The sequence below is a fragment of the Peribacillus sp. Aquil_B1 genome (assembly GCF_022603275.1).
GTDB lineage: Bacteria > Bacillota > Bacilli > Bacillales > DSM-1321 > Peribacillus.
Genome location: NZ_JAKXEE010000001.1, coordinates 2,649,983 through 2,673,587, shown reverse-complemented (window position 1 = coordinate 2,673,587; position 23,605 = coordinate 2,649,983). Strand labels below are relative to the sequence as shown.

Sequence of the window (23,605 nt, the reverse complement as noted above, 5' to 3'; positions counted from 1 at the left end):
AAGGAATAGGTACCTTATACAATGAAGCAGTAATCTTATCAAATAAACAGTAAATCTAAATCAATTTCAATGGGTGTTAACGGTTAGATATTTCAATGAAAATACGTGTCACTTTGTTTGCTTACCGTATTTTTCGGTAAGTTAAGTGAATTCACTTTTTCATTTGAATAAGAATCTTTTTAGATACCCATGTGAGATTTTTAATGATTATGTTTAGAGATGGGATACGTCTGTTCGTTTATAGGTACTAATTCATATACAATTACTTTTTCTGTTATCAAATCAGATGAAGTATATTTGGTTTATGTATATTAATTTAGTAGCAGACGATCTCTCTCTAGAAAATTGGAGGGGGATTTTTTTATGTTATTTTTAAAAGTGAATGATTTAAAGAAAAGCTACGGGACCCGTGAAGTTCTTTCTGTTGATACACTTCATCTTTACAGTCATGACCGTGTTGGTTTGGTTGGCAGGAATGGAGAAGGTAAAACGACACTGCTTTCTATACTAGCGGGCGTGAGGGAACCTGATTCCGGCTATATAGAGAGCTATGGAACAATCAGCTATATCCCGCAGATGGAAGAAACTGAACAAGAAATAAGCGGGATATTAACGAGCATATGGAAAGTGCCCAATGAGGATCAAGAAAACATGAGCGGCGGCGAACGTACTCGAAGAAAAATCGCCGCAGCCCTTTCTTCCAATTGTGATGTATTGATTGCGGATGAACCTACCAGTCATTTGGATATGTCCGGAATTGAACAATTGGAAAAGGATATAAAATCTTTTAATGGCGCTATTTTGCTTACTTCACATGATAAAGCATTCTTGAATCATCTGTGTACAACAATATGGGAAGTTGAGCAAGGCAAGGTAACGGTATTTGAAGGGAATTACGAAGCCTATATCAAACAAAAGCAAGCAAAAACAGAAAAGGAAAATAAGCAATATGAAGAGTATACCCGCGAAAAGAACCGATTGAAACAGGCTGCACAAAACCTCCAAGCCAAATCTGATTCAATTAGGAAAGCCCCTAAACGAATGGGTAATTCAGAAGCAAGGCTGCATAAACGGAGCGCTGGGAAACAGAAGGCGAAATTGAACCGTTCTGCCGAAGCGATCGAAACTAGGATCGAAAAATTAGCAAAAAAAGAAAAACCGAGGGAAGATCCTCCTATCATTTTTGATATTTCAGAATTTCCATCTTTGCATAGCAAAAGGGTCATTCGATTTAATGGCTGTTCCCTGAAAGCCGGGTCAAGTATGCTGAAGCAACATATTTTTGGAGATGTCCAACTAGCTTGCAGACTCGCCATCAATGGTCAAAATGGTTCAGGAAAATCGACATTACTGAAAAAGATAGTAGAACGGCACCCAGATTTATATGTCGCGAAGCCGGCAAAGATTGGATTTTTTGCACAACAACAAGAAAATTTGAATGAAAGTAAAACGGTTCTTGAAAATATATCGGAGGACAGTCCCTACAATCAGGCTTTTATTCGTACGCTATTATCACGATTAGCTTTTAAAGGAAATGACGTTCACAAACAAGTATCACTTTTAAGCGGTGGAGAAAGAGTCAGGGCATCCCTAGCTAAAGTTTTTTTGGGAAACTATAATGTATTGGTTTTGGATGAACCTACAAATTACCTGGATATTCATACTAAAGAGGCTTTAACCGAAGTGTTAAAAGCATATCCAGGAACTATCGTTTTTGTGACTCATGATCGTTCAATGATCCAATCGCTTGCAACGCATTCACTTTCATTTGAAGATGAACCTCCGAGAGTAAGTGCTATCAATCAGGAATCAACTAAATCGGCTACGCTTAAAGATGGTCATCAAGATAAACAGGCTGAACTTCTTATGATTGAAGTGCAAATCATCGAAACACTTGGGAAGCTGTCCAGTGTTACGAAGGAAGAGGAGAAAGGTGAATTGGATAGGGAATACCTCCAACTCTTGAACAAGAAAAAGGAGCTTGAAGAATAAGTACCATCCATTATTAAAGGCCCTTCTTAATCGAGAGGGGCCATTTGATGAATAAAGAGCCGTTAAAGTAGGTGAAGAGAAAATAGCAATAAAATGGATTAGACCTAATTAATCTTGATTGGTACTAAATGGAGATTCTATCCAGTTTTTTCGACGTACAATCCCCATCCCGGACTTCATAGTAATATACTATGGATGACGCTATATGGGGAAAGGGGGAAATTACGATTAAAATCAGAAATCCTTATCCTGCCATGATAGACTTGTGATCAAAACAACTGAAGAAAACAAATACATAGAGGAATAGAGGTCCTTGCTGAAACTTCAGTAATTTGAGGGAGAACCTTCACTTGGTCCTTTTTAACGGCGATATTTACACCAATCAAAAAGGAATGCTAATTAATGTAAGCATTCCTATGCATTCAGATTTTGCTCTCGTTTTCCGGTTTCTTTATGATTGCGTATGCAAGGTATCCTATTAGCCCCATAAATAATCCGGTGCCGCCCACAATATAAATCATTGTAAACACTTTTCCGAATGTTGTCTGCGGTTCAAAACTGGGATGCCCAACCGTACTAAGAGTAACAACACAGAAGTAAAGGGATTCAATCACAGTCAGACCTTCCTGCTTAACATAGAAAATTGTGCCGGAAAGTAACATAACCAGGACCAATACGAAAAGAACCTGGAAGTTCTTCAATTTAAAAGCGGACCACAGAGCTTTTAGGAAACGTTTCAAGGTGAGGATAAATGAAATCATTGGTAATTTCTTTTCCTTTCTGTTTCATTTCATTAAGTAAAGTGAATGAGTATATCGAGCTTGATCAGTTAATCATTTTACTATACAGGAATTCCTTTTAAATTGACAAAAAAACGTATTGATTCTAATCTGGTATGAACTTAAAGCGTTGGTAACCAATTGAAGGCGAAAGTAAATAAGAAGGAGGTCAATCATGAAACCACGTATTACTGTCATAACATTAGGTGTGGAAGATTTGGAAAAATCGCTGAAATTCTATCGGGATGGCCTGGGATTTCAAACTGAAGGAATAGTGGGCCAAGAATTTGAGCATGGAGCTGTTGCCTTTTTCGACCTGCAAAAAGGCTTGAAGCTTGCCATATGGAATCGAAGGGATATAGCTCATGAGGCCAAGGTTCCTTTGTCTCCGGCAAGTCCTACTGAATTTACCCTTGGTCACAATGTAGGTAGTAAAGAGGAAGTGAATATTGTGTTGGAAAAAGCAAAAAAAGCTGGCGCGATCATAACCGATCCGGCACATGACACTTTCTGGGGAGGATACTCTGCACACTTTCAAGACCCTGATGGACACCTTTGGGAAGTCGTTTGGAATCCGCAGTGGGACACCACAGAATCATGAATGTGATCCATTTCAAGTTGATCTCGCTGAATAGAATCATGTTTTAGAAACATCACCTCATGTTTTAATATTTCTAAAAAGACTCTAGGCAAAAGGATTCTATCTAAAGGTTAAAACAAAGTTGATTGGAACGGAAGGTACGAGACTCCTGCGGGAACAGCGTGTCTACGGGAGACCCCACAGGCGAAAGCCGAGGAGGCTCCCGGACCGCCCACGGAAAGCGAGTGCCTGGGGTGGAAAGCAACGTCCAAATTGTACAAGCCATAAAAAACACTAGACAAACTCGATTTTCATTGAGTTTGCCTATAGTATGAACAAGCACTTTACCTAGGGGTTAAGTGCTTGTTTTTTTATTTATGAATTCTCTACTTTTTGCAATACTTTCTTTATTCTTTTCTATCGCTTCGATATTACTGTATTTCACCTGATTAACGGTCTCATTATCTTCCATGTATTCAAGCAACAGGTCTACAGCTTTATCCATCAATCTTTCGATAGGGATATTTCTTTCTTCAGCCAGATTAGTGAGTCTATTAGCCAAGTACGGATTGAGAGTAATGTTTATTGGTATTCTCGATTCAGAATTAATAAGTCGTTCCACCTACAATCTTTTTATCTATCATATACCTTTGTTTGAAGTTAAACAATGTGTAGGGACATCCGTGAAGGCTTGTACAGAATTGACGAGGCAGGGAGCTTTTTTTGCTGTTCTAGGTAGATCAAGGATTTTACACTCCTATGATTTAAAAGTTTATAACAAAAACCATATTTTCAATAAAATTATTGACATAATCAATATAACGTTATAATGTTTATTTATTGTAATTGTTTGTTTTTTCAGAATTTAAATCAGAAGGAGGAAAGGTTATTGAATAATTTTATGGGTTTACTCGAAATGAAAGTGCTTCCATTTGCAAACAAGATTGGTTCACAAAGACATCTGCTGGCGATCAGGCACGGTGTTCTGGCAACACTTCCGCTTACGATCATTGGTTCATTCTTTGTTATTTTGTTAAATTTTCCAATTGCTGGGTATGACGAATGGATTGCACCTTATCGTGCCGCTTTGGATGTTCCGTTTCGGTTTACAGTGGGAGCAATGGCTTTATATGCAGCTTTCGGGGTGGGGTCAGCGCTTGCAGGACATTATAAATTAGATCAGCTCAGTGCAGGTCTTCTATCAGTCTTAGCTTTTCTGATTACATGTGTTGTGCCTACCCAGGTCATGGAATCCGTTCCAGGAGTAATAGAAGCGGGTCGCTGGCTGCCTATCAGCTCTTTAAGCGCAGCCTCTTTATTCGGAGCAATAGTAACATCGCTGGTTTCCGTCGAGATTTTTCATTTTTTGATTAAACGTGATATAAAAATCAAATTACCGGAAAGCGTTCCGCCAATGGTTTCAAATTCCTTTGCAGCCCTGATTCCAACATTGGTCGTGGTCCTTCTTTTCTGGGGCATTCGTTATGGTTTAGGATTTGACATTAACTCGATCATCACTACTTTGGTGTCACCTCTCAAAAATTTATTGGTTGGCAATAGTTTAATAGGAGGTTTGCTTACAGTCTTTCTCATCGTTTTCTTTTGGTCGCTGGGTATTCATGGACCGGCAATATTGGGTCCGATCATACGGCCGATGTGGGATTCGGCGATTCTCGAGAATATGGATGCATTTGCAAGAACGGGTAATGCGGCGAATTTGCCCAATCTATTTACTGAACAATTCATTCAATGGTTCGTATGGATTGGCGGGGCGGGATCGACATTATCACTTGTTGTACTGTTCTTATTTTCAAAATCGAAGTATTTGAAAGAGCTGGGTAAACTGTCCTTTGTTCCGGGGATTTTTAATATTAACGAACCTGTCATTTTTGGAGCGCCAATTGTCATGAACCCCATTTTAATGGTGCCATTCATTGTTGCACCCTTGGTAAATGTCGTAGTTTCCTATACATTCTTTCAATTAGGGTTAATACCGATGATAATGGCTAAGCTGCCGTTTACGGTCTTTAGTCCAATTGCCGCTGTCATCAGTACAAATTGGACAATCATGGCCGGGGTTCTGGTTTTATTAAATTTTGTCATCTCTTTAATGATCTATTTTCCCTTTTTCAAGATGTTCGAGAAGCAGCATTTACGTGATGAAAATAAAATAGAAGCTGGACCAGAAGAAAAGAAAGCGGGCATTAAATATGCTTGAAATAATATCCGCAGTTCTATCATTTGTAGGGTCACAAATCATTTTTTCCCGAACCGGGCTAGGTGAAAAATTAACACCCTGGAAATCGGTGGGCCTGTCTATTTTAATCATTAGCTTTTCTATCTTTCTGTTTACCGCAATGGGATCGACTTATTATTTAATTGTCATTGTACCAACGATTATTTGTTCTGTGATGGTATCTTCCCGCTACCGTGACTATTTAATGGGATTACAGGCTAAGCGGGCTCAATGGAAAGAAAGTACAAAAGGAGTGAATGATAGCTTATGAGAAGATTAGGTATTTCCATTTATCCGGAACACTCTACACCTGATAAAGACAAGCAATATATTAAACTTGCCCATAGTTATGGTTTTGAACGAATATTCACATGTTTATTATCGGTTTCAAAACCATACGAAATTGTCATGGAAGAATATAAAAATATTATTTCTTATGCGAAAGCGCTACATATGGAAGTCATTCTTGATGTTGCTCCAGCTGTTTTCGACAAGTTTGATATTAGTTATGATGATTTAAGTTTTTTTGCAGAAATGGGAGCTGACGGCGTTCGTTTAGATCTTGGATTCGATGGCTTGAAAGAAGCTAAAATGACCTATAATCCTTATGGGTTGAAAATCGAATTGAATATGAGTAATGATGTTGATTATTTATCGAATATTTTGACGCATCAAGGGAATAAAAATCAAATGATTGGCTGTCATAATTTCTATCCCCAAAAATTCACAGGTCTTCCTTACGACTTCTTCATTGCCTGCAGTAAGCGTTTTAAAGAACATGGTATTCGAACAGCTGCATTTGTTACTTCTCAAACTGGTGATATAGGTCCTTGGAGTATAAATGATGGATTATGCACACTAGAACAGCACCGTGAACTTTCCATTGATGTACAAGCCAAGCATCTATGGGCAACGGGTTTAATAGATGATGTCATCATCGGGAATGCTTACGCGAGTGAAGAGGAACTAAGAATGCTGGGATCCTTACAGCGTGACATGATCGAGCTGAAAGTGGAACTCCATTCGGATGCGTCACCAATTGAGCAAAAGGTTGTGTTGGATGAATTGCAACTTCGCCGTGGTGATATCAGTGAGTATATGATCCGTTCAGTGGAGGTCCGGAAAAAATATGCGAATGAAGATTTTGCAATCCGGGAAAGTATCCCACAGCGCAAAGGGTCCGTTTTCATCGGCAATGATTCTTTTGGAAAATACAAAGGCGAACTTCAAGTCATCTTAAGGGATATGCCTTTGGATAAACGAAAAAATGCAGTCGCCCATGTTGTAAAAGAGGAACTTTTTTTGCTGGATTACATTAAACCATGGGGCACATTTAGATTGATTAAATAACCTGAACCTAATTATTAAGGAGGAATGATGATGAATATACTATTATGCTGTTCTGCAGGAATGTCCACTAGTCTATTGGTAAATAAGATGGAGAAAGCGGCGGTGGAAGAAGGATTGAACGTGAAAATCCAGGCTGTTGCCACAACGGAAGTGAGAAACCATATAAATGAGGTGGATGTCATACTTTTAGGCCCTCAAGTTCGTTATTTACTTAATGATATAAAGAAAATAGGGGATGAAAAAGGAGTACCTGTAGATACGATAAATCCAATGCACTATGGATCATGTAATGGCAAGGAAGTATTGCGTACGGCCCTCCAATTAATTTCAAAATAACATACTATCAAAAGGAGTGTTAATATGGCAAAAACGAAAGAGGATCTATCAGAATTATCTTTTCAATTAATTCTCCATAGCGGGAATGCCCGCAGTTGTGCAATGGAAGCCATCGCCTTGCAAAAACAAGGTAAATCAAGTGATGCTCAGGATAAATTAAAGGAAGCGGAACATGAGTTTGTTGCGGCACATAAAATCCAAACCGCATTGATTCAACAAGAAGTGAATGGTGAGAAATTCGATATTCCAATGCTACTGATCCATGCTCAAGATCACTTGATGACTTCCATGACAACAAAAGATTTAGCAATAGAAATCGTTGAATTACACGAGAAAACACAAAAGAACTAACAATATTCAGGAGGTTGCTGCGGCAGCCTTTTTCTATGTTCATAATGTATGAACTTGCACGGGAAAGCGGCGATATAATTCTTCATGAACCTAAGCTAAATAAATATGGCAGATAAGGGTCACTCAAGATTAGGAATCTCCGAAAATTTAAATTATACTAAGGTTCATGGCAGTAGCTATAGATACTGAAACTGATTAGCGAAGGGGAGTCATGATAGAAAAACAAAAAACTAATTAGCAAGCCCAATCATGTTATAAAAGGGGAGAAAAACATGCAAAGAGTCAATCTAACTGATGAGCTTAGTCTTTCACGCATTGTACACGGTATGTGGAGATTGGCAGATTGGAGATTTTCTGCCGAGGAAATCCTATCTCTTATTGAACACGGAATGGATCGGGGCATCACTACATATGATCACGCCGATATATATGGAAGTTATACGTGTGAGGGGATTTTTGGGAATGCACTTTCATTAAAGCCATCTTTACGCGATAAAATGGAGATTGTTACGAAATGTGGCATAGTTCTTAAATCAGAAAACCGTCCTTCCCATAAAAGTCACCATTATGATACTAGTAAAGCCCATATCATAAAGTCTGTTGAACAATCTCTTATGAATCTTAAGACGGATTATATTGATCTGTTACTTATCCATCGTCCTGATCCCCTGATGGACCCGGCGGAAACGGCAGAGGCGTTTAATCAATTAAAGGAATCAGGAAAGGTCCGAAACTTTGGAGTATCCAACTTCAAAAAACCGCAATGGGATATGCTTCAATCTTTTCTAGAATATCCGCTTGTGACGAATCAGCTGGAGCTTTCTGCATACAATCTTGAAAACTTCGAAGACGGAACCATGAACTCATGTCAGGAAATGGGCGTGGCTCCGATGGCATGGTCACCGCTTGCAGGAGGCAGCATTTTTGAGGAATCGAATGAAAAGGCTGTTCGCTTAAGAAAAACGTTAGAAATCGTAAAAGAAGAAATCGGAGCCAATGGAATAGATGAAGTGATGTATGCATGGCTGTTGAGACATCCTGCAAAAATCATTCCGATCGTTGGATCCGGTAAGAAAGAACGATTGGACAGCGCCATTGATTCACTGAACCTAAGCATGGAAAAAGAGCAATGGTTTAACATTTTAACAAGCTCGATGGGACATGATATTCCGTAATGAGCCTTCCCTTTGAACGCAAAGAATGGAACTTCCAATAGGGGGTTCCATTCTTTTTTGTGTTAAAAAATAATTACGGATAATTCAAGTTAATGGTAAACAAGCGTTGCCACTAATTAATTAGTGGCATTGCTAATTAATGATTGATCTTGGCAGAGAATATTTTGTTATTTCCCCAAAAAAATCTTCCATTCCAATTATGAAGTCTGGAGTCGAACAGCGGGACATATGTCCTTTCAGGAATCTTTTATCTATTATTTAATAATGGAAAGAAAGAAGGGGGGGAGAAAAAGTGAAAGGGGTTTTCTTAACATTTTTAGGTGGAGCTTTTCTAACGTTGCAAGGTGTAGCCAATTCCCAAATCAGCCGGGACCTTAGCACGTGGCAAGTCGCAACAATTACACAGTTCACTGGTTTCATCATTGCCGGGTTGATTTTATTTATGATGCGTAAAGGGGATTCTCTTGAATTTAAAAAAATTAAACCGTTGTATTTGTCGGGTGGAACCTTTGCAGCGGTGATTATTTTCAGTAATATTTCGGCCTATAAACAAATCGGAGTGACGTTTTCGGTATCAGCTCTATTGCTGGCGCAGCTAAGTCTTAGCTTTGTCATAGATAGCAAGGGATGGTTTGGGGTAACGAAACAGAAGATGCAACTACCACAGTTCATTGGGCTTGGCTTGATGATGGCAGGAATCATTTTATTAGCGGTATAATTGTATGGATATTAAGTAATAGGCAGGAAGTGAATCTTAATCAGATGAAAGAAATAATGGATTCGGAAAAACTCAATCACTACTTGAAGGCACATCAGTTGGAAAACATTTTTAATGGAGCCTTGATGCCCTATTTATCTCTATACCGGGTTAAGCCTGGTGAATGCATTTGCTCCCAAGGCGATCGAGTGAATTATTTGTACGTCCTGGTTAAGGGGAAAGTTAAAGTGTATACGACATCAGTTGAAGGCAAGAATCTGATTTTGTCATTCAAGACCCCCCTTGAAGTAATTGGAGATATTGAATACATACAAGGAATCGATATCATCAATACTGTTGAAGCGGTATCGGATGTCTATGTAATCGGCATACAGCATCAATGGTTAAAAAAGTATGCCGAAGGTCAACCGGCCTTCCTGCAATTTTTACTAAGGGTCATCACCCAGAAGTTTTATATTAAATCCAAGTCACTTAGTTTCAATTTAATGCATCCAGTCGAAGTAAGGCTTGCAAGTTACCTCCTATCCGTTTCGTTCGATGAAACAAGTGCCCATATCACTGGAAGGCTGAATACAGAGAGCCTGAAGGATATTGCAAACTTTATTGGAACAAGTTACCGGCACTTGAATCGAGTCATACTGAATCTTTGTAGGGACGGTTTGATTGATCGTTCCGATGGGTTCATCCAAGTTAAGGACTGGGAAGGGGTAAAGGCACTGTCCAGCCATAATATCTATGAGTAGAAGGTTTATATGATTTGAAGGAGGCGTTACGATGTTGATCGGATTAAGTTGGGCAATCCTCGCGGGTTCATTGGTCAGTTTACAAAACGTTTTTAATAGTAAAGTAAATGAACATGTCAATCCATGGTCAACGACGACACTTGTATTAGGGTTGGGCTTTCTTGCTTCATTTTTAAGCGGGGTCGCATTTGAGGGAATAGAGATTTTTCAACTGCATAATATGAAGCCCTGGTATTGGTTCAGCGGGTTGGTTGGCATAGGTGTGGTCATTTGTGTGACACAGGGAGTTAAGCTGCTGGGACCTACCTTCGCCATTTCAATCGTGATGGCGGCACAGCTTGTATTTGCTCTGGCTTGGGATTCTACAGGTTTGTTGGGGCTGGAGAAGGTTCCCTTTACATTCAAGCAGTTGGGGGGGATCCTGATTATCATTGCTGGGATGATAGTATTCAAAATAGGTGGGAAAAGGAAAATGGCCTTTGAAATGAACTAGAAAGACCATGGTATGGTCACGGGTATTCAAAGTTGGATGGAAACATTGAATGGAGCGATACACATGAACAGGTACAAAGCTTTATTTTTTGATATAGATGATACACTTTTAGATTTTCAGAAGGCAGAAAGTGATGCACTGCGCTTACTTTTCAAGGAGCAACAAATGTTGTATACACCGCAAGCGGAGGCGCATTATAAAACAATCAACCAAAACCTGTGGAAGTCATTTGAAAAGGGGGAAATATCGCGGGATGAGGTAATCAATACTCGATTTTCAACTTTTTTTAAAGAATATGGCCGGGCGGTGGACGGGGTTGCACTGGAGAAAACCTATCGTCGTTACTTGGAACAAGGGCATCAGGAGGTTAATGGGGCACATGAATTGGTTGCGATTTTAGAGCTGCACCATGATTTATATATTGTGTCAAATGGGGTTTCCAGGACCCAGGATAAACGCTTGCGAGATTCAGGTTTGCATGCTTATTTTAAACAAATTTTCATTTCAGAGGATACTGGATATCAAAAGCCTATGAAAGAGTTCTTCGATTACGTATTTGCCAGTATTCCTTATTTTAAACCGGAACAAGGATTGATAATTGGGGACTCATTAAGTGCAGACATAAGAGGCGGCCAACTTGCCGGCATGGATACCTGCTGGTTTAATCCTGAATGTAAGCAGAATGAAACAGGAATTGAGCCAACCTATGAAATCCAGCAGCTTAGTGATTTATATTCCATAATAAACAAAGCATGTGACTTGAGTTACAAAAGCTAGTTGCTATTTCATTGTATTTGCGATCAATACTATACAATAAAGAAAATGCTATATAATCAAGTATAACCTGAAGAAAAGAAGTGAATTAAATGGCTGAACCCTTAAAGGATTTATATAATGAAACATTCATGCGAGAATTCGGTGAAAAAGTAAAGGGTGTCCATCCGTCCTTCTCTACTGATTTATTTGTAGAAGAAGTGATGGATGAGCATTGGGACGAGAGGAAATTAAAAGAACGAATTAGACATATTTCGATTACCCTTGGAAAGCATCTTCCAAGTGATTACCAAGAAGCTTTGGATATTTTATATCGAATTGATAAGGATTGTGAAGGTTTTAGATATTTATTTTTTCCGGATTTTGTAGAGGTACATGGATTGAATAAGGAGGACTGGGCGTTATCGCTTGATGCCTTGGAGCGTTTTACTGCAAGATCGTCTTCCGAATTTGCCATCCGTGCATTTATCTTGCTTGATCCCGTTTTAATGATCGAGAAGATGAAGGAATGGACCAAGCATGAAGATGAGCATGTCCGGAGGCTGGCTAGTGAGGGATGCAGGCCCAGGTTACCTTGGGGGCAAGCTTTACCGATGTTCAAATCCGATCCGGCACCAGTTTTGGAATTACTTGAGAACCTGAAAAACGACCCGTCCCTATATGTTCGCAAAAGTGTGGCCAATAACTTGAATGATATTGCAAGAGATAATCCGAATGTCGTCATAGAAACTGCCAAGCGTTGGCATGAAAGCGGAGAACCCAACACGATTTGGATTGTCCGGCGGGGATGCAGGACCTTGGTTCGTCAAGCAGATCCTGAGGTCCTTTCATTATTCGGATACACGGATGTATTGAATAATCCACGTATCATTACAAACGCGTTTATTAGAAATGAACCAGACTCGATTTGTATTGGGGAAACGAGTGAACTTCATTTCGGTTTTCAAGTTCAAGAAAAGAACTCTGTGAAACTTCGCATCGAGTATGCCATCGATTTTGTGAAAGCGAATCAGAAAACTTCCCGTAAAATTTTCCTATTGGCAGATAGGGATTTCTCAGATGGTGAAGGAGTTGAAAGAGTGAGGATTCACAATTGGAAAGACCTGACGACACGTCGACATTATATGGGGATCCATCGAATATCACTCCTTGTGAACGGTGTGGAAGTTGCAGAAACACAAGTCAAACTAAATGATGGATGATAAAGGTTATTGAAAAGTGTGTGAGATCTAAATAAGAATACCAGCACTTATAGCTGACAAAAACGAGGAGCCTGAGCGTTCCTCGTTTATTATTTCATGACATTGCAAAATTATGCTTTATCTCATAACACATTAAAAAGCAATCAAATCCAAAAAGTTGGATAGCTCCGATTGCTGCGCAAATTATTAATTAACAATGCCAGTAAAACGATTATCACGGCACCAGTTAAAACAGGAGTAAATAAATAACTCCAGCCATACTGGCCAAGCATGACTACAAGCGGGTCTGCTCCAGCTGGCGGGTGCGTCGTTTTTGTCAGCATCATCACCGCAATTGCTAATCCGACAGCCAAGCCGATTGCCCAAGGTTCATCGCAAAAAAAATGATAGGAAGCTAAGCCTACGAATGTTGAAATAAAATGACCGCCTATAATATTCCGCGGTTGTGATAATGGTGCATTCCACAGACCGAACGCCAGCACACAGCTGGCACCAAATGGAGCCATTAACCACAATGCCGATGTTATTTTTGTTAAAAGAATTAAAGCGAAAATAGTTAAAAATCCACCGATTAGCCCGGTTAGTGCGTCTTTTACATTTATCTGTAAAGGACTTCTTCCTTTTCCCTTCATTTTAGCTAAAAACCGTATATGAAATGAGCGTGTTTCTTGTTGTCTCGCTACAGTTATGCGGTCCATTATTCCCCCTCCTTTTTTATATAATTAGACTTTACACGAAACATACTAACCTGTCAAAACCATTTTTAATGGTTAGTTGAAAAGGTCATGAAAAAACCAACTCTTTTAATAAGTTGGATCTTCATTCATCATCAGATTTCCGGTGTTGAAATCGGGCGACCTTTTTTCTATTCCCGCATATTTTCATTGAACACCACTTGCGTCTTCCGCTTTCATCGATAAATAACAGTACGCAATCATCATTCGAGCATCGCTTTAGTGATGTTAGCTTATTTTCTTCGATTAATGTTAATGTGTCAAAAGCAATATAAGATTGCAGGATATCTTCCGCTTCTCCAACAGGTATGGGAACCAGTTTTTGATCACTTAATTTATAAGTGAAAGGTGATTTTTCAATTTTATTTTCTAAAAAAGCGATAAACTCAGCTGGAATCGGATTCCCATCCGCTATTGATTCAAATTGTTTTCTTAAAATAGTACGCATTTCTTGAACGCCTACAAATACCTGTTGAATTCTTTCTTTAATTTTTAAGGATAGCTGACTATCCCAATATGGATTTTCCCTTTTTATTACAGAAATCCAGTCCAGCACATCCCGTTCTGAAAGTAATAAGTCTTGGCGCTGACCACGACTGACTAGTTCCGTATTCACTAAATCCAGAGATAGATGACCCGATATAAGTGGAAATTTATTGTTTTCAGACATAAGTTCATCGCCCATTTCCCTGCTAAATTCTAACCATTAAAATATAAATTGAGAGGTTATATCTTCATTATACATTATTTCTGAATTTTTCAGCTACTCGTCTAAAATCACGGGATAATATGAATGCTATCAAAATCCAAATGTGCAAGAACAGAATCGTAAATGAAAGTCCATGATCATCAATTCTTTTAAAGTGAGGAAAAAAGTTATTGACAATACCTGTACGTACAGGATAATATGAAAGCGTATACAGAACCTATACGTACAGGTGATAAAAACAACTATATTTTGCTTTCTAGGGAAAGGAAGTAGTGAAATGGGTAAATACACAGAACCAGCAACGGATTTGCTCCAACATGTCGGAGGGAAAGAAAATATTGCGACGGTTACGCATTGTGCAACAAGAATGCGTTTTGCGTTGAAAGATCCCGCTAAGGCGGACGTAACGAATATTGAATCGATTAAGCTTGTGAAAGGAACGTTTACACAAGCTGGCCAGTTTCAGGTCATAATCGGGAATGAAGTATCTTCGTTTTATAATGAATTCGTTTCCATAGCTGGACTTCAGGAAGCATCAAAAGAAGATGTTAAAAATGCAGCAAAACAGAATATGAGCTGGCTGCAGCGTATGATTGCACATCTTGCGGACATTTTCACCCCGCTGATTCCTGCCATAGTCGTTGGCGGACTCATTCTTGGATTCCGCAATATCATTGGAGATATAAAAATGTTCGATGATAGCACAAAGACCCTTGTGGATATTTCACAATTTTGGGGAGGGGTCCACGCCTTCCTATGGCTGATAGGTGAAGCTATTTTTCATTTTCTTCCTGTTGGGATTACATGGTCAATCTCGAAGAAAATGGGCACGACCCAAATTCTCGGGATCGTCCTTGGTTTGACCCTGGTTTCCCCACAGCTTCTTAATGCATATGCAGTGGCAAACACAAAGGCAAGTGACATACCTTTTTGGGATTTCGGTTTTGCCCAGGTCGATATGATCGGCTACCAGGCCCAAGTCATCCCAGCGATACTGGCAGGGTTCGTCTTGGCGTATTTAGAACGGTTCTTGAGAGATAAAGTGCACAATTCCGTTTCCATGATCGTCGTTCCATTTTTCGCTTTACTTCCAACAGTAATCATTGCCCATACCATTCTGGGGCCTATAGGCTGGAAAATCGGTTCTGTCATTTCCACGGTTGTTTATTCCGGATTGACTTCATCAGTTGGCTGGCTATTTGCTGCCGTATTCGGCTTTGCCTATGCACCGCTTGTCATCACAGGCCTGCATCACATGACAAACGCAATCGATCTTCAGCTTATGAGTGAACTTGGCGGTACGAACCTATGGCCAATGATCGCATTATCCAATATTGCACAAGGTACGGCAGTGCTAGCAATGATTTACATCAACAGAAAAGACCAGGAGGAAAGACAGGTTTCCATACCCGCTACGATTTCATGTTATCTCGGTGTAACCGAGCCAGCCATGTTCGGGATTAACCTGAAATACGGCTTTCCGTTCTTAGCCGGTATGATCGGTTCACTTTTCGCAGGCATCGTTTCAGTCGGATCTGGAGTAATGGCAAATTCCATCGGTGTTGGAGGAATCCCAGGTATCCTATCCATCCAGCCGCAGCATATGGGAATGTTTGCACTCGCGATGCTGGTTGCATTCGTTGTGCCATTCATTTTGACTATAGCATTCTCCAAGCGTCCTAATATGAACTTGAAAACAAGAACAAAAACAACGAAATTAAATGCTTAATAACGCGGAGGGAGAGCATTCTCCCTCTTTTTTACCATACTGACAAAAGATACAGCTGGGATAGCAGGGGAGGAATTACAATGAAGGATTTTAAAAAAAGTACCATCTATCAAATTTATCCGAAGTCATTTAAGGACTCGAATGGTGATGGCATCGGGGACATAAATGGTGTTATTGAAAAACTTGATTATCTGAATAAACTGGGAGTGGATTATATTTGGCTGACCCCTTTTTATCGTTCACCGCAAAATGATAATGGTTATGATGTAGCGGATTATACATCCATTGATCCTGTTTTTGGGACGATGGATGATTTTGAGAGATTGGTGAAGGAAGCTAATTCGCGGGATATTCAAATCATGCTGGATATGGTATTCAACCATACATCAACAGAGCATGAATGGTTCCAAAAAGCATTGGCTGGAGATAAAGAATATAAGGACTATTATATTTTCAAGAAATCGAAAGATGGAGAGCCCCCTACCAATTGGATTTCGAAATTCGGGGGTCCTGCATGGGAATATGTAGCGGAACATGATGAATACTACCTCCATTTGTTCGATCGAACACAAGCTGACCTTAATTGGGAAAATCCCAGAGTGAGGCAGGAAATCTTCAATGTAGTAAACTTCTGGCTGGATAAAGGTGTCAAAGGATTCCGTTTGGATGTCATCAATCTTATTTCGAAACCTGACATCTATGAAAATGATCAAGATGGAGATGGACGATGCTTTTATACAGACGGTCCCAAAATTCATCAATTCCTTAAAGAGATGAATGAAGAAACTTTCGGGAAGGATGAAGAGGTGATGACTGTAGGGGAAATGTCATCGACGACCATTGACCATTGCATCAAATATTCATCTCCAGCTGAAAAGGAGCTGTCCATGGTGTTCAGTTTCCATCATCTAAAGGTGGATTATAAGGATGGGGAAAAGTGGTCACTAGCAGATTTTGACTTCAGGCAGTTAAAGGAAATCCTAAGCAGCTGGCAATATGGGATGCAAGAAGGAAATGGATGGAATGCCCTGTTCTGGTGCAACCATGACCAGCCGAGGATCGTATCAAGGTTCGGGAATGATCAAGAGTATCATAAGGAATCGGCCAAGATGCTGGCAACAGCCATTCATATGCTTAGGGGAACCCCTTATATTTATCAAGGGGAGGAAATAGGGATGACCAACCCGAAATTCAAAGATATTGAACAATATCGGGACGTGGAATCGATTAATTATTACAATATATTAAAAGAGGCAGGCAAGGATGAAAAGGAAATAATCGAAATCCTTCAAGCTAAATCCCGTGATAACTCGAGAACTCCCATGCAGTGGGAAAATGCGGAGCATGCAGGCTTTACAAAAGGGAATCCATGGATTACAGTGCCTGATAATGCCAAGATCATCAATGCTGAACACTCACTGATGGATCAGGATTCCATTTTTCATCATTACCAAAAACTTATATCCTTACGCAAGAAACATGATATCATTGCATATGGGGACTATCAGCAAATTCTTGGCGACCATGACCAAATGTTCGCCTATGTACGCAGTTATGAAGACGAGAAACTTTTGGTCATCAATAACTTTTATGCAAAAGAAGCGTCCTTCGAAATGCCAAAAGATATAGACCTATCCGGATACAACTCAGAGCTCCTGCTGTCAAACTATATCGATTCGAAAAAACTTGCAGGTGATGTTATCCTTCGTCCCTATGAATCCGTTGTCTATTTGTTGAAAAAGGACGAGTAGCAGACTAAGAAAAATATATTGTGGTGATGAAATGAACAGCAAATATCTATCGCTATATGGTGATATCGTTTCAAAAATTGAAGAAGGAATCTTTCCGACAAATTCAAAGCTACCTTCTGAAAGCAGCTTTATGGATGAATATGATATATCCAGGGATACTGTGAGAAAGTCCTTACAAATGCTAGAACAAAATGGATATATCCATAAAATCAAAGGCAAGGGTTCCTTTGTCTTGGATTTCAGCAAATTTAATTTTCCTGTAGCAGGGTTGATTTCCTATAAAGAAATGGTGGAAAAGTTGAATTTGCATTCCAAAACGATCATCCACAAGTTGGAGCTTGAGACCCCCGATTCAAAAATGGCCAAGCTTCTAGATTTGAATGATGATGGGAAAATGTGGAAAGTTTTCCGGGTACGACAAATCAATGGGAAGAAAATCATACTCGACAAAGACTATTTCAAGAGCGAATTCGTAACGAACCTGACCAAGGAAATTTGTGAGGATTCTATTTATGGATATATTGAAAAGGAACTCGGGCTCCAGATTGGTTTTTCCAACAAGGAAATTACCGTGGAGCCATGCAGTGAGGAAGATAAACACTTATTGGACATTGAAGACTTCGATATGGTGGCAGTTGTAAAAAGTACGGTCCATTTAATCGATGGAAGCTTGTTTCAATATAGCGAATCCAGGCATAGACCCGATAAATTCAAGTTCACGGACTTTGCAAGAAGGACTTGGTGAGATAAGGAAGAAATGAACCACAACTCTTGAAAGTTCTGCTCCATTTAAAATGAGAACGCCGCCGTGGCAGGCTTTGAAGCCATTTTTATTTTTGAACGAGCGGGGAGAGAGGAGAGTCAAACTTAGTTTGACTCTCCTTTCGCTTCTTTAGCGGTATGGGTAGCATTAAGTAAAACCACTCCGCCAATGATTAATACTAAGCCGCCTAATGTAGTGATACTAAATGGTTCACTCCATAATAGTACGCCAATTAAAGCCGTTAAAGCTGTGCCTATTCCTGACCAAATGGCATAAGCTAAGCTTAACGGAATGGTTTTAAGACATATGGATAAGCTATAAAATGCAATTCCAAATCCTATTATAACCCCAAATGAAGCGAATAAATGCGTGAATCCTTCAGAAAACTTAAGCATGGTCGTACCAAATACTTCGCTTATGATGGATATTCCTAAAGCTGTGTATCCTTTCATACTATTACCTCCAATTACTAACTTGTTAATTGCCCCCACTCGAGAGCTTCAAAACCATCACTCCTCCAATGATCAGGACTAAACCTAAAAATTTTTTCATGTTAAAGCTCTCTTTGTAAACGATAACTCCGACTAAAGCCGTTAAAGCTGTGCCTATTCCCGACCAAATGGCATAAGCCGTTCCAAGCGGTATGGTTATTAATGATATCGATAGGCAATAAAAAGCCAAACCCATTCCAATTACCACTCCAATGGAAGGGAGTAACCTTTTAAACCCGTTTGAGACTTTTAACATCGAACTGCCAAACACTTCACTTAGGATGGCTATTGCCAAAAATGCATATGGATTCAAGATGAACTCCTCCTAAATATTGATCTATTTTTCAATCACTTCCCCCAAGAATCTTATCATCTAAAGGACTCATATAAAACTAATACCACCTATAGTCAATTTCAAATTTTTTGTTACTGCATTTCACGCTCAATAGTAGGCTGAAAGCGATACAATAAGCTGCTTCTTTGAACCTGATAGCAACATATAAGAAGGGTGAACAGGGATTTTTAGGGATTTTGTCGAATTATTCCTTTAACGATTATATTGGGGTGAACTTATTTCATGGAATTTATAATAAACAAAGAATACTTCAAAAAGGCGATTTCAGATGTCAGCCATGCCGTTTCCATAAAAACACCTATACCCATTTTATCAGGAATAAAGATAGTGGCTAATGACGATTGCTTAACCCTTCTTGGTAGTAATTCTGATATTGTCATTGAAAAAACCATTCCTTTAACGATTGATGGTGTAAAGGAATTGGAGGTTCATGAAAAGGGCACGGTTGTTTTATCGGCAAAATATTTAAGTGAAATCGTTAAAAAATTATCTGATGTCATCCATGTTAAGCTGAATGAAAATCATTCAGTTACTATTAAATCAAATGAAATAGTCATGAATTTAAAGGCTTTACATTCCGGGGAATACCCTAACCTTCCACAAATAGATGGAGCTTGTTATTTTAATATCCCCAGTGCTGAATTATTGGATATCATAAAACAGACTGCGTTTGCCGTTTCTAAAAGTGAGGCAAGACCTTCCCTGACAGGAGTCAATTTGACAATCAGGGAAAACTGGCTTTCTTGTGCTGCAACAAATTCCCATCGTTTAGCGTTAAGAGAGTTTCCGTTGAAATCGAAGGTGAATGGGTCTTTCATCGTTCCAAGTAATAGCCTTAATGAGTTAACCAAGTTAATTGATGATGACGCGGTTATCATACATATTTTCATCACAAAAAGCTATATCGTCTTTAAATCAAATAATATCTCATTTTTTTCAAGGCTGATTGAAGGTAACTATCCTAATATATCAGGACTGCTGCCAAAAGATTTGAAAACGATCATCACCTTGGATACGAAAACACTGTTAAGGGGTATTGATAGGGCCTGCCTTTTTGCAAGTGAATGGAAAAATAACAATGTACATTTAGAAATTCTGGACAATAGTAAGCTAAGGATATCTTCTAACTCAACGGAATTAGGGAAAATTGAAGAAACACAAAGCATCAAGTCAATCAGAGGTGATGCGGGGTTAAGAATATCACTGGATGGAAGTTTTTTATTGGATGCTTTAAAAGCGATAAAGGAAAAAGAGGTAAAGCTAAGTTTTGGCGGTCCAATGAGGCCTGTCTTAATAGAGCCAAGCGATAATTCTTCTTATCGTCATCTTATATCACCAGTGAGAACATATTAAAGAACAAAGGCTATAAAAAACGAACAACAGGGTGAACGGCGAATAACTGATAAATAATGTGTCCGTCCATCAATTCAAAACTAGTCAATATTCAGATATTTTCGGGATGTAAAAAGGGATTTTCTAAAGGAATATCCCTTTTTACTACTTCTTCAACTAACGACCCTTAAATCAAAAGCTATACAAAAAGGCTTTGGTTATACCAGTAAGTTTATTTGGCTAAGAAAGCAAGCAGACAAGAGTGGATTTTGGAATTAATGTACGTATTTCATCAGAAATTCTCCATATTTGCATTTATAAAAATAATGTTCCTTTATTTAGGCAAGCTTCTCCATTATCCATTGTTTAATTAACTTAGCGACTTGGGGCGGCGAAGTGGCAGAAGTGTCTAAAGTGGGTATTGGTGGAACGGATGTTTTGGCTTCTTGAACTAACTTCTCAGATAGCACATTCATATAATTAATGCTGTCAGTCGTCCATTTGCCACGAGCCGATAATCGTTGTGTACGTGCTTCACCGTTACAATAAAGATGTAGGTAATGAACTGGATTAAATAAAGGGAAATGGTCGCAAATTTCAACATTATAAGGATCGGGTACATTGCCGAATAATACGGAATTACGTCCGGAATATGCACTATAATAGGCAACTTTCAACCAATTATCACATGCTGTTTGATAGTCGTCATTGTTAACGATAAGATCCATGTCAAATACATTGAAATCCACCATGATTTTCTGCAATTCCAGTGAAGTTGCTGATTTACCTGAGCCACTAATGCCAGTCACAATAAAAAGAGGGTAAGTCATGGTCATCACCTTCCAGTATGTTAAGGAAATAGATTACTAATATCCTAATGGTATTTTCCACTTTATTTATTAGTATGTTCAAACTGTTAATTTGCGTCTTTTTTTTACCCAGAATGAAAAAAGAACTTTGCCTGCCTCTTTAGGAACGGGATTCTTCTTTACGGCTATTGACTGGCCTATATAAATAATCGTACTTTGAATGTGGACATTACTGGTATAAGGAATTCGCAGGATTTAGATAGGGGGATAATTATGTATGTTAGTCAAACCAGGAATCATGAAGTAATTGCAAAATTAAATCGAAATGTTCACGATCTGCATGCAAAACTATATCCTAAGCATTTTAAGGAATATAATTATAGTGCAATGAAAGAATCTTTCAAAAGATTGGTGGAGAATGACAGTTTTGTTTTTCTCGTTGTAAAAGAACATGAAGAACCGGTCGGTTACGTATGGATTGAAATTAAAAACTATCCAGAAAGTGCTTTTAAAAATGCGTATAAATCAGTATATGTGCATCAGCTTAGTATCGTTGAAAATCAAACCAAAAAAGGTTACGGTAAAATACTAATGAATGAGGTCTATGAAATGGCCAAAAAGAATGATATAGATTTAATTGAACTGGATTATTGGTTTGAAAACAAAGCTGCAAAAGAGTTTTACGAGAAACAGAACTTTAAAAAGTATAGGGAATTTGCATTTAGAAAGTTGTAAATCCATTGACTGTCAATATTCAAAGGTTGAAGGAAGGAATTAAAAAAACCCCGAATGGGGGTTTTTTTAATTAATATCTTAACATTCTCCTTGAATAACTGGGGGGTTGAGGAACTCCACAAATAAAGCTTTGGGAATAACACTCTTTCACGATACTTCGGGTATGCGGTATATATGTGTTGAAGTGTTTATTCACGGTAGTTGTATGTGTCGGGTGAAAAACCGGAATCACCGTGTTAATGACATTAGTTTTTACATATTGCTTAGCGGGGGAGATTTGTGGTGGATTATACTGAGTAGGCATTCTGTGAGGTGGGCAATATTGTCGTGGAAATTGACCGCCTTTCGGATGCCCCCAGGGCTTATTATACATTTAAACACCTCCTGGTTCTTTTTTGAAAGTCATTATTAGTTTATGAAAATAAATGATAAAGGGACTAGTATAAATGCCTTTATCAAAAATATCCTGGGCATATCAGATTTTTCACTCATCTTATAAACGAATTCGGTTAATCGCTTGACGAACAAATGACTTGTGTCTTTTTCGCCAGTTATTTTCCTTGCTTTTTTCGAAGCCCCATTCAGGAAATGAAGATAACCTTAATGCGGCAAATAATTGCCAGTAGGGTAAGCTGGTAAAATTCACCTCAGGCATCATGGATTTATATTGATTGGTGAAGTCATTCATCGCTTGCATTCCAAAATGATATAAGATTTCAAGTTGACTATTGGCAAGGTCAGCCAAAGGGTCCCCTATGCCTGAATCTTCCCAATCAATTATGGAAACTAGTTTATCCTCTTTCCATAATAGATTTCCTGGCCAATAATCACCATGAAGGATCACTTCCTTATTCATGGATGGTAAAGGCGTGAAATATGTTAATAAATCCCTAATCAAGCTCAGATTTAATGTTTCGTCCAGGATTACCCGATCGTTATTATTTAACATCTTGGTATATGTATTTTCTAATTTAGGCAGGAAGGATAAAGATAGATTTGCACAATCAACACGATGGATTTTTGCTAGATTGATTGCTGATTGCAAGATATGATCTTTGAGATTTGAGGGAGTGAATTCTGTCTTGCCCTCAATAAACTCGATAAGTATGGATGGCTTGGAAAAAATCTCGCACGATTGCTCAAGATGATATGGCATCGGTACAGGCAAACCAGCAGCTTTCAATATCCCTAATAGCTTGTGTTCATCTGCTGCAACATTTGGATTCCGTTTTAGGTCATGTTCACCATGCTGACGAACGATCATTTTCATGATCCGCCCTGAAGGATATAATACTTCAAGGCCTGTAACCTGTGCAGAAATACCGCCTTTTAATTCCCATGCGCGAATTAGCTTGCTCCCTTGATCAAACTTTTGAACCAATCGTTCAAACTTACCAAATTCATTCATCATACAACTCTCCTTTTAAAATTTAATAAGCTATAGGATAAGTTTCGAGATATCTTTCGA

The 23,605-nt window shown here is 38.8% G+C and carries 27 protein-coding genes; 18 read left to right on the top strand and 9 right to left on the bottom strand.

Translation table 11 applies throughout. The annotated features are described in order from the left end of the window. The first annotated feature begins 363 nt into the window (after nt 1-363). Nucleotides 364-1,992 carry a ribosomal protection-like ABC-F family protein gene (gene abc-f / locus MPH60_RS13005; RefSeq protein ID WP_241594307.1) on the top strand — a complete coding sequence of 543 codons (1,629 nt, stop codon included), beginning with the start codon at nt 364-366 and terminating at the stop codon, nt 1,990-1,992. A 422-nt stretch (nt 1,993-2,414) separates the two neighbouring features. Here the strand turns inward: abc-f and MPH60_RS13000 are convergent, their stop codons facing one another. Then, nucleotides 2,415-2,753: a potassium channel family protein gene (locus MPH60_RS13000; protein WP_241594306.1), complete on the bottom strand. Its 339-nt coding sequence runs from the start codon at nt 2,751-2,753 to the stop codon at nt 2,415-2,417. A 193-nt stretch (nt 2,754-2,946) separates the two neighbouring features. On the opposite strand from MPH60_RS13000, the gene MPH60_RS12995 reads away from it, so the two are divergent. After that, nucleotides 2,947-3,372 carry a VOC family protein gene (locus tag MPH60_RS12995; RefSeq protein ID WP_241594305.1) on the top strand — a complete coding sequence of 142 codons (426 nt, stop codon included), beginning with the start codon at nt 2,947-2,949 and terminating at the stop codon, nt 3,370-3,372. Nucleotides 3,373-3,706: 334 nt separating this feature from the next. On the opposite strand, the gene MPH60_RS12990 is transcribed toward MPH60_RS12995, so the two are convergent. Next, nucleotides 3,707-3,973, bottom strand: a complete 267-nt coding sequence (locus MPH60_RS12990) for a ribbon-helix-helix domain-containing protein (RefSeq protein ID WP_241594304.1) — start codon at nt 3,971-3,973, stop codon at nt 3,707-3,709. Between the two features lie 267 nt (nt 3,974-4,240). On the opposite strand from MPH60_RS12990, the gene MPH60_RS12985 reads away from it, so the two are divergent. The 11 genes from MPH60_RS12985 (at nt 4,241) to MPH60_RS12935 (ending at nt 12,729) form a co-directional block, all read left to right on the top strand. After that, entirely contained in the window at nt 4,241-5,569 is a 1,329-nt protein-coding gene (locus MPH60_RS12985; protein WP_241594303.1) for a PTS sugar transporter subunit IIC, read from the top strand. Then, complete coding sequence (locus MPH60_RS12980; RefSeq protein ID WP_241594302.1) at nt 5,562-5,858, top strand: hypothetical protein; 297 nt, start codon at nt 5,562-5,564, stop codon at nt 5,856-5,858. The genes MPH60_RS12985 and MPH60_RS12980 overlap by 8 nt, the downstream gene beginning before the upstream one ends. Beyond that, on the top strand, nt 5,855-6,937 hold the full coding sequence (locus MPH60_RS12975; protein ID WP_241594301.1) for a DUF871 domain-containing protein: 1,083 nt from the start codon (nt 5,855-5,857) through the stop codon (nt 6,935-6,937). The genes MPH60_RS12980 and MPH60_RS12975 overlap by 4 nt, the downstream gene beginning before the upstream one ends. 30 nt (nt 6,938-6,967) lie before the next feature. After that, complete coding sequence (locus tag MPH60_RS12970; RefSeq protein WP_241594300.1) at nt 6,968-7,273, top strand: PTS sugar transporter subunit IIB; 306 nt, start codon at nt 6,968-6,970, stop codon at nt 7,271-7,273. Between the two features lie 24 nt (nt 7,274-7,297). Continuing rightward, the gene (locus MPH60_RS12965) at nt 7,298-7,624 is read left to right on the top strand and encodes a PTS lactose/cellobiose transporter subunit IIA (RefSeq protein ID WP_241594299.1); all 327 of its coding nucleotides are present in this window, start codon (nt 7,298-7,300) and stop codon (nt 7,622-7,624) included. Between the two features lie 272 nt (nt 7,625-7,896). After that, nucleotides 7,897-8,799: an aldo/keto reductase gene (locus tag MPH60_RS12960; protein WP_241594298.1), complete on the top strand. Its 903-nt coding sequence runs from the start codon at nt 7,897-7,899 to the stop codon at nt 8,797-8,799. 292 nt (nt 8,800-9,091) lie between these two features. Further along, on the top strand, nt 9,092-9,517 hold the full coding sequence (locus tag MPH60_RS12955) for a DMT family transporter (protein ID WP_241594297.1): 426 nt from the start codon (nt 9,092-9,094) through the stop codon (nt 9,515-9,517). Nucleotides 9,518-9,561: 44 nt separating this feature from the next. After that, entirely contained in the window at nt 9,562-10,260 is a 699-nt protein-coding gene (locus MPH60_RS12950) for a Crp/Fnr family transcriptional regulator (protein ID WP_241594296.1), read from the top strand. Nucleotides 10,261-10,291: 31 nt separating this feature from the next. After that, nucleotides 10,292-10,753: a DMT family transporter gene (locus MPH60_RS12945; RefSeq protein WP_241594295.1), complete on the top strand. Its 462-nt coding sequence runs from the start codon at nt 10,292-10,294 to the stop codon at nt 10,751-10,753. A gap of 63 nt (nt 10,754-10,816) precedes the next feature. Continuing rightward, complete coding sequence (locus MPH60_RS12940) at nt 10,817-11,530, top strand: YjjG family noncanonical pyrimidine nucleotidase (RefSeq protein WP_241594294.1); 714 nt, start codon at nt 10,817-10,819, stop codon at nt 11,528-11,530. Between the two features lie 89 nt (nt 11,531-11,619). After that, a complete protein-coding gene (locus MPH60_RS12935) occupies nt 11,620-12,729 on the top strand; it encodes a DNA alkylation repair protein (RefSeq protein ID WP_241594293.1) in 1,110 nt (369 codons plus the stop codon). A gap of 143 nt (nt 12,730-12,872) precedes the next feature. Here MPH60_RS12935 and MPH60_RS12930 read toward each other — a convergent pair whose 3' ends face one another. After that, nucleotides 12,873-13,427 carry an HPP family protein gene (locus MPH60_RS12930; RefSeq protein WP_241594292.1) on the bottom strand — a complete coding sequence of 185 codons (555 nt, stop codon included), beginning with the start codon at nt 13,425-13,427 and terminating at the stop codon, nt 12,873-12,875. 121 nt (nt 13,428-13,548) lie between these two features. Further along, nucleotides 13,549-14,133 carry a CGNR zinc finger domain-containing protein gene (locus tag MPH60_RS12925; protein ID WP_241594291.1) on the bottom strand — a complete coding sequence of 195 codons (585 nt, stop codon included), beginning with the start codon at nt 14,131-14,133 and terminating at the stop codon, nt 13,549-13,551. 316 nt (nt 14,134-14,449) lie between these two features. Between MPH60_RS12925 and treP the strand changes: the two genes are divergently transcribed. The 3 genes from treP (at nt 14,450) to treR (ending at nt 18,397) form a co-directional block, all read left to right on the top strand. Then, on the top strand, nt 14,450-15,901 hold the full coding sequence (gene treP / locus MPH60_RS12920) for a PTS system trehalose-specific EIIBC component (protein ID WP_241594290.1): 1,452 nt from the start codon (nt 14,450-14,452) through the stop codon (nt 15,899-15,901). Between the two features lie 80 nt (nt 15,902-15,981). Beyond that, nucleotides 15,982-17,652, top strand: a complete 1,671-nt coding sequence (gene treC, locus MPH60_RS12915; protein ID WP_245406438.1) for an alpha,alpha-phosphotrehalase — start codon at nt 15,982-15,984, stop codon at nt 17,650-17,652. A 31-nt stretch (nt 17,653-17,683) separates the two neighbouring features. Continuing rightward, on the top strand, nt 17,684-18,397 hold the full coding sequence (gene treR, locus MPH60_RS12910) for a trehalose operon repressor (RefSeq protein ID WP_241594289.1): 714 nt from the start codon (nt 17,684-17,686) through the stop codon (nt 18,395-18,397). A gap of 122 nt (nt 18,398-18,519) precedes the next feature. On the opposite strand, the gene MPH60_RS12905 is transcribed toward treR, so the two are convergent. Further along, nucleotides 18,520-18,867 (bottom strand): DMT family transporter, encoded by a 348-nt coding sequence (locus MPH60_RS12905; RefSeq protein ID WP_241594288.1) that lies wholly within the window; start codon nt 18,865-18,867, stop codon nt 18,520-18,522. A gap of 25 nt (nt 18,868-18,892) precedes the next feature. Continuing rightward, nucleotides 18,893-19,219, bottom strand: a complete 327-nt coding sequence (locus MPH60_RS12900; RefSeq protein WP_272492856.1) for a DMT family transporter — start codon at nt 19,217-19,219, stop codon at nt 18,893-18,895. A 264-nt stretch (nt 19,220-19,483) separates the two neighbouring features. On the opposite strand from MPH60_RS12900, the gene dnaN reads away from it, so the two are divergent. Next, nucleotides 19,484-20,614 carry a DNA polymerase III subunit beta gene (dnaN, locus tag MPH60_RS12895; protein ID WP_241594287.1) on the top strand — a complete coding sequence of 377 codons (1,131 nt, stop codon included), beginning with the start codon at nt 19,484-19,486 and terminating at the stop codon, nt 20,612-20,614. Nucleotides 20,615-20,931: 317 nt separating this feature from the next. Here the strand turns inward: dnaN and MPH60_RS12890 are convergent, their stop codons facing one another. Next, nucleotides 20,932-21,423, bottom strand: a complete 492-nt coding sequence (locus MPH60_RS12890; protein ID WP_241594286.1) for an AAA family ATPase — start codon at nt 21,421-21,423, stop codon at nt 20,932-20,934. A 252-nt stretch (nt 21,424-21,675) separates the two neighbouring features. On the opposite strand from MPH60_RS12890, the gene MPH60_RS12885 reads away from it, so the two are divergent. After that, nucleotides 21,676-22,137 carry a GNAT family N-acetyltransferase gene (locus tag MPH60_RS12885; protein WP_241594285.1) on the top strand — a complete coding sequence of 154 codons (462 nt, stop codon included), beginning with the start codon at nt 21,676-21,678 and terminating at the stop codon, nt 22,135-22,137. 70 nt (nt 22,138-22,207) lie between these two features. On the opposite strand, the gene MPH60_RS12880 is transcribed toward MPH60_RS12885, so the two are convergent. Together MPH60_RS12880 and MPH60_RS12875 are read right to left on the bottom strand one after the other, a co-directional pair. After that, on the bottom strand, nt 22,208-22,441 hold the full coding sequence (locus tag MPH60_RS12880; protein ID WP_241594319.1) for a CotD family spore coat protein: 234 nt from the start codon (nt 22,439-22,441) through the stop codon (nt 22,208-22,210). Nucleotides 22,442-22,630: 189 nt separating this feature from the next. Continuing rightward, nucleotides 22,631-23,548 (bottom strand): phosphotransferase family protein, encoded by a 918-nt coding sequence (locus MPH60_RS12875; protein ID WP_241594284.1) that lies wholly within the window; start codon nt 23,546-23,548, stop codon nt 22,631-22,633. Nucleotides 23,549-23,605: the final 57 nt, after the last annotated feature.

Excerpts from the sequence above, each read along its gene's own strand:
- abc-f (WP_241594307.1), top strand. The coding sequence starts at position 364 with ATGTTATTTTTAAAAGTGAATGATTTAAAGAAAAGCTACGGGACCCGT.
- MPH60_RS13000 (WP_241594306.1), bottom strand. The coding sequence starts at position 2,753 with ATGATTTCATTTATCCTCACCTTGAAACGTTTCCTAAAAGCTCTGTGG.
- MPH60_RS12995 (WP_241594305.1), top strand. The coding sequence starts at position 2,947 with ATGAAACCACGTATTACTGTCATAACATTAGGTGTGGAAGATTTGGAA.
- MPH60_RS12980 (WP_241594302.1), top strand. The coding sequence starts at position 5,562 with ATGCTTGAAATAATATCCGCAGTTCTATCATTTGTAGGGTCACAAATC.
- MPH60_RS12975 (WP_241594301.1), top strand. The coding sequence starts at position 5,855 with ATGAGAAGATTAGGTATTTCCATTTATCCGGAACACTCTACACCTGAT.
- MPH60_RS12970 (WP_241594300.1), top strand. The coding sequence starts at position 6,968 with ATGAATATACTATTATGCTGTTCTGCAGGAATGTCCACTAGTCTATTG.
- MPH60_RS12965 (WP_241594299.1), top strand. The coding sequence starts at position 7,298 with ATGGCAAAAACGAAAGAGGATCTATCAGAATTATCTTTTCAATTAATT.
- MPH60_RS12960 (WP_241594298.1), top strand. The coding sequence starts at position 7,897 with ATGCAAAGAGTCAATCTAACTGATGAGCTTAGTCTTTCACGCATTGTA.
- MPH60_RS12950 (WP_241594296.1), top strand. The coding sequence starts at position 9,562 with ATGAAAGAAATAATGGATTCGGAAAAACTCAATCACTACTTGAAGGCA.
- MPH60_RS12945 (WP_241594295.1), top strand. The coding sequence starts at position 10,292 with ATGTTGATCGGATTAAGTTGGGCAATCCTCGCGGGTTCATTGGTCAGT.
- MPH60_RS12940 (WP_241594294.1), top strand. The coding sequence starts at position 10,817 with ATGAACAGGTACAAAGCTTTATTTTTTGATATAGATGATACACTTTTA.
- MPH60_RS12935 (WP_241594293.1), top strand. The coding sequence starts at position 11,620 with ATGGCTGAACCCTTAAAGGATTTATATAATGAAACATTCATGCGAGAA.
- MPH60_RS12930 (WP_241594292.1), bottom strand. The coding sequence starts at position 13,427 with ATGGACCGCATAACTGTAGCGAGACAACAAGAAACACGCTCATTTCAT.
- MPH60_RS12925 (WP_241594291.1), bottom strand. The coding sequence starts at position 14,133 with ATGTCTGAAAACAATAAATTTCCACTTATATCGGGTCATCTATCTCTG.
- treP (WP_241594290.1), top strand. The coding sequence starts at position 14,450 with ATGGGTAAATACACAGAACCAGCAACGGATTTGCTCCAACATGTCGGA.
- treC (WP_245406438.1), top strand. The coding sequence starts at position 15,982 with ATGAAGGATTTTAAAAAAAGTACCATCTATCAAATTTATCCGAAGTCA.
- treR (WP_241594289.1), top strand. The coding sequence starts at position 17,684 with ATGAACAGCAAATATCTATCGCTATATGGTGATATCGTTTCAAAAATT.
- MPH60_RS12905 (WP_241594288.1), bottom strand. The coding sequence starts at position 18,867 with ATGAAAGGATACACAGCTTTAGGAATATCCATCATAAGCGAAGTATTT.
- dnaN (WP_241594287.1), top strand. The coding sequence starts at position 19,484 with ATGGAATTTATAATAAACAAAGAATACTTCAAAAAGGCGATTTCAGAT.
- MPH60_RS12890 (WP_241594286.1), bottom strand. The coding sequence starts at position 21,423 with ATGACTTACCCTCTTTTTATTGTGACTGGCATTAGTGGCTCAGGTAAA.
- MPH60_RS12885 (WP_241594285.1), top strand. The coding sequence starts at position 21,676 with ATGTATGTTAGTCAAACCAGGAATCATGAAGTAATTGCAAAATTAAAT.
- MPH60_RS12880 (WP_241594319.1), bottom strand. The coding sequence starts at position 22,441 with ATGCCTACTCAGTATAATCCACCACAAATCTCCCCCGCTAAGCAATAT.
- MPH60_RS12875 (WP_241594284.1), bottom strand. The coding sequence starts at position 23,548 with ATGATGAATGAATTTGGTAAGTTTGAACGATTGGTTCAAAAGTTTGAT.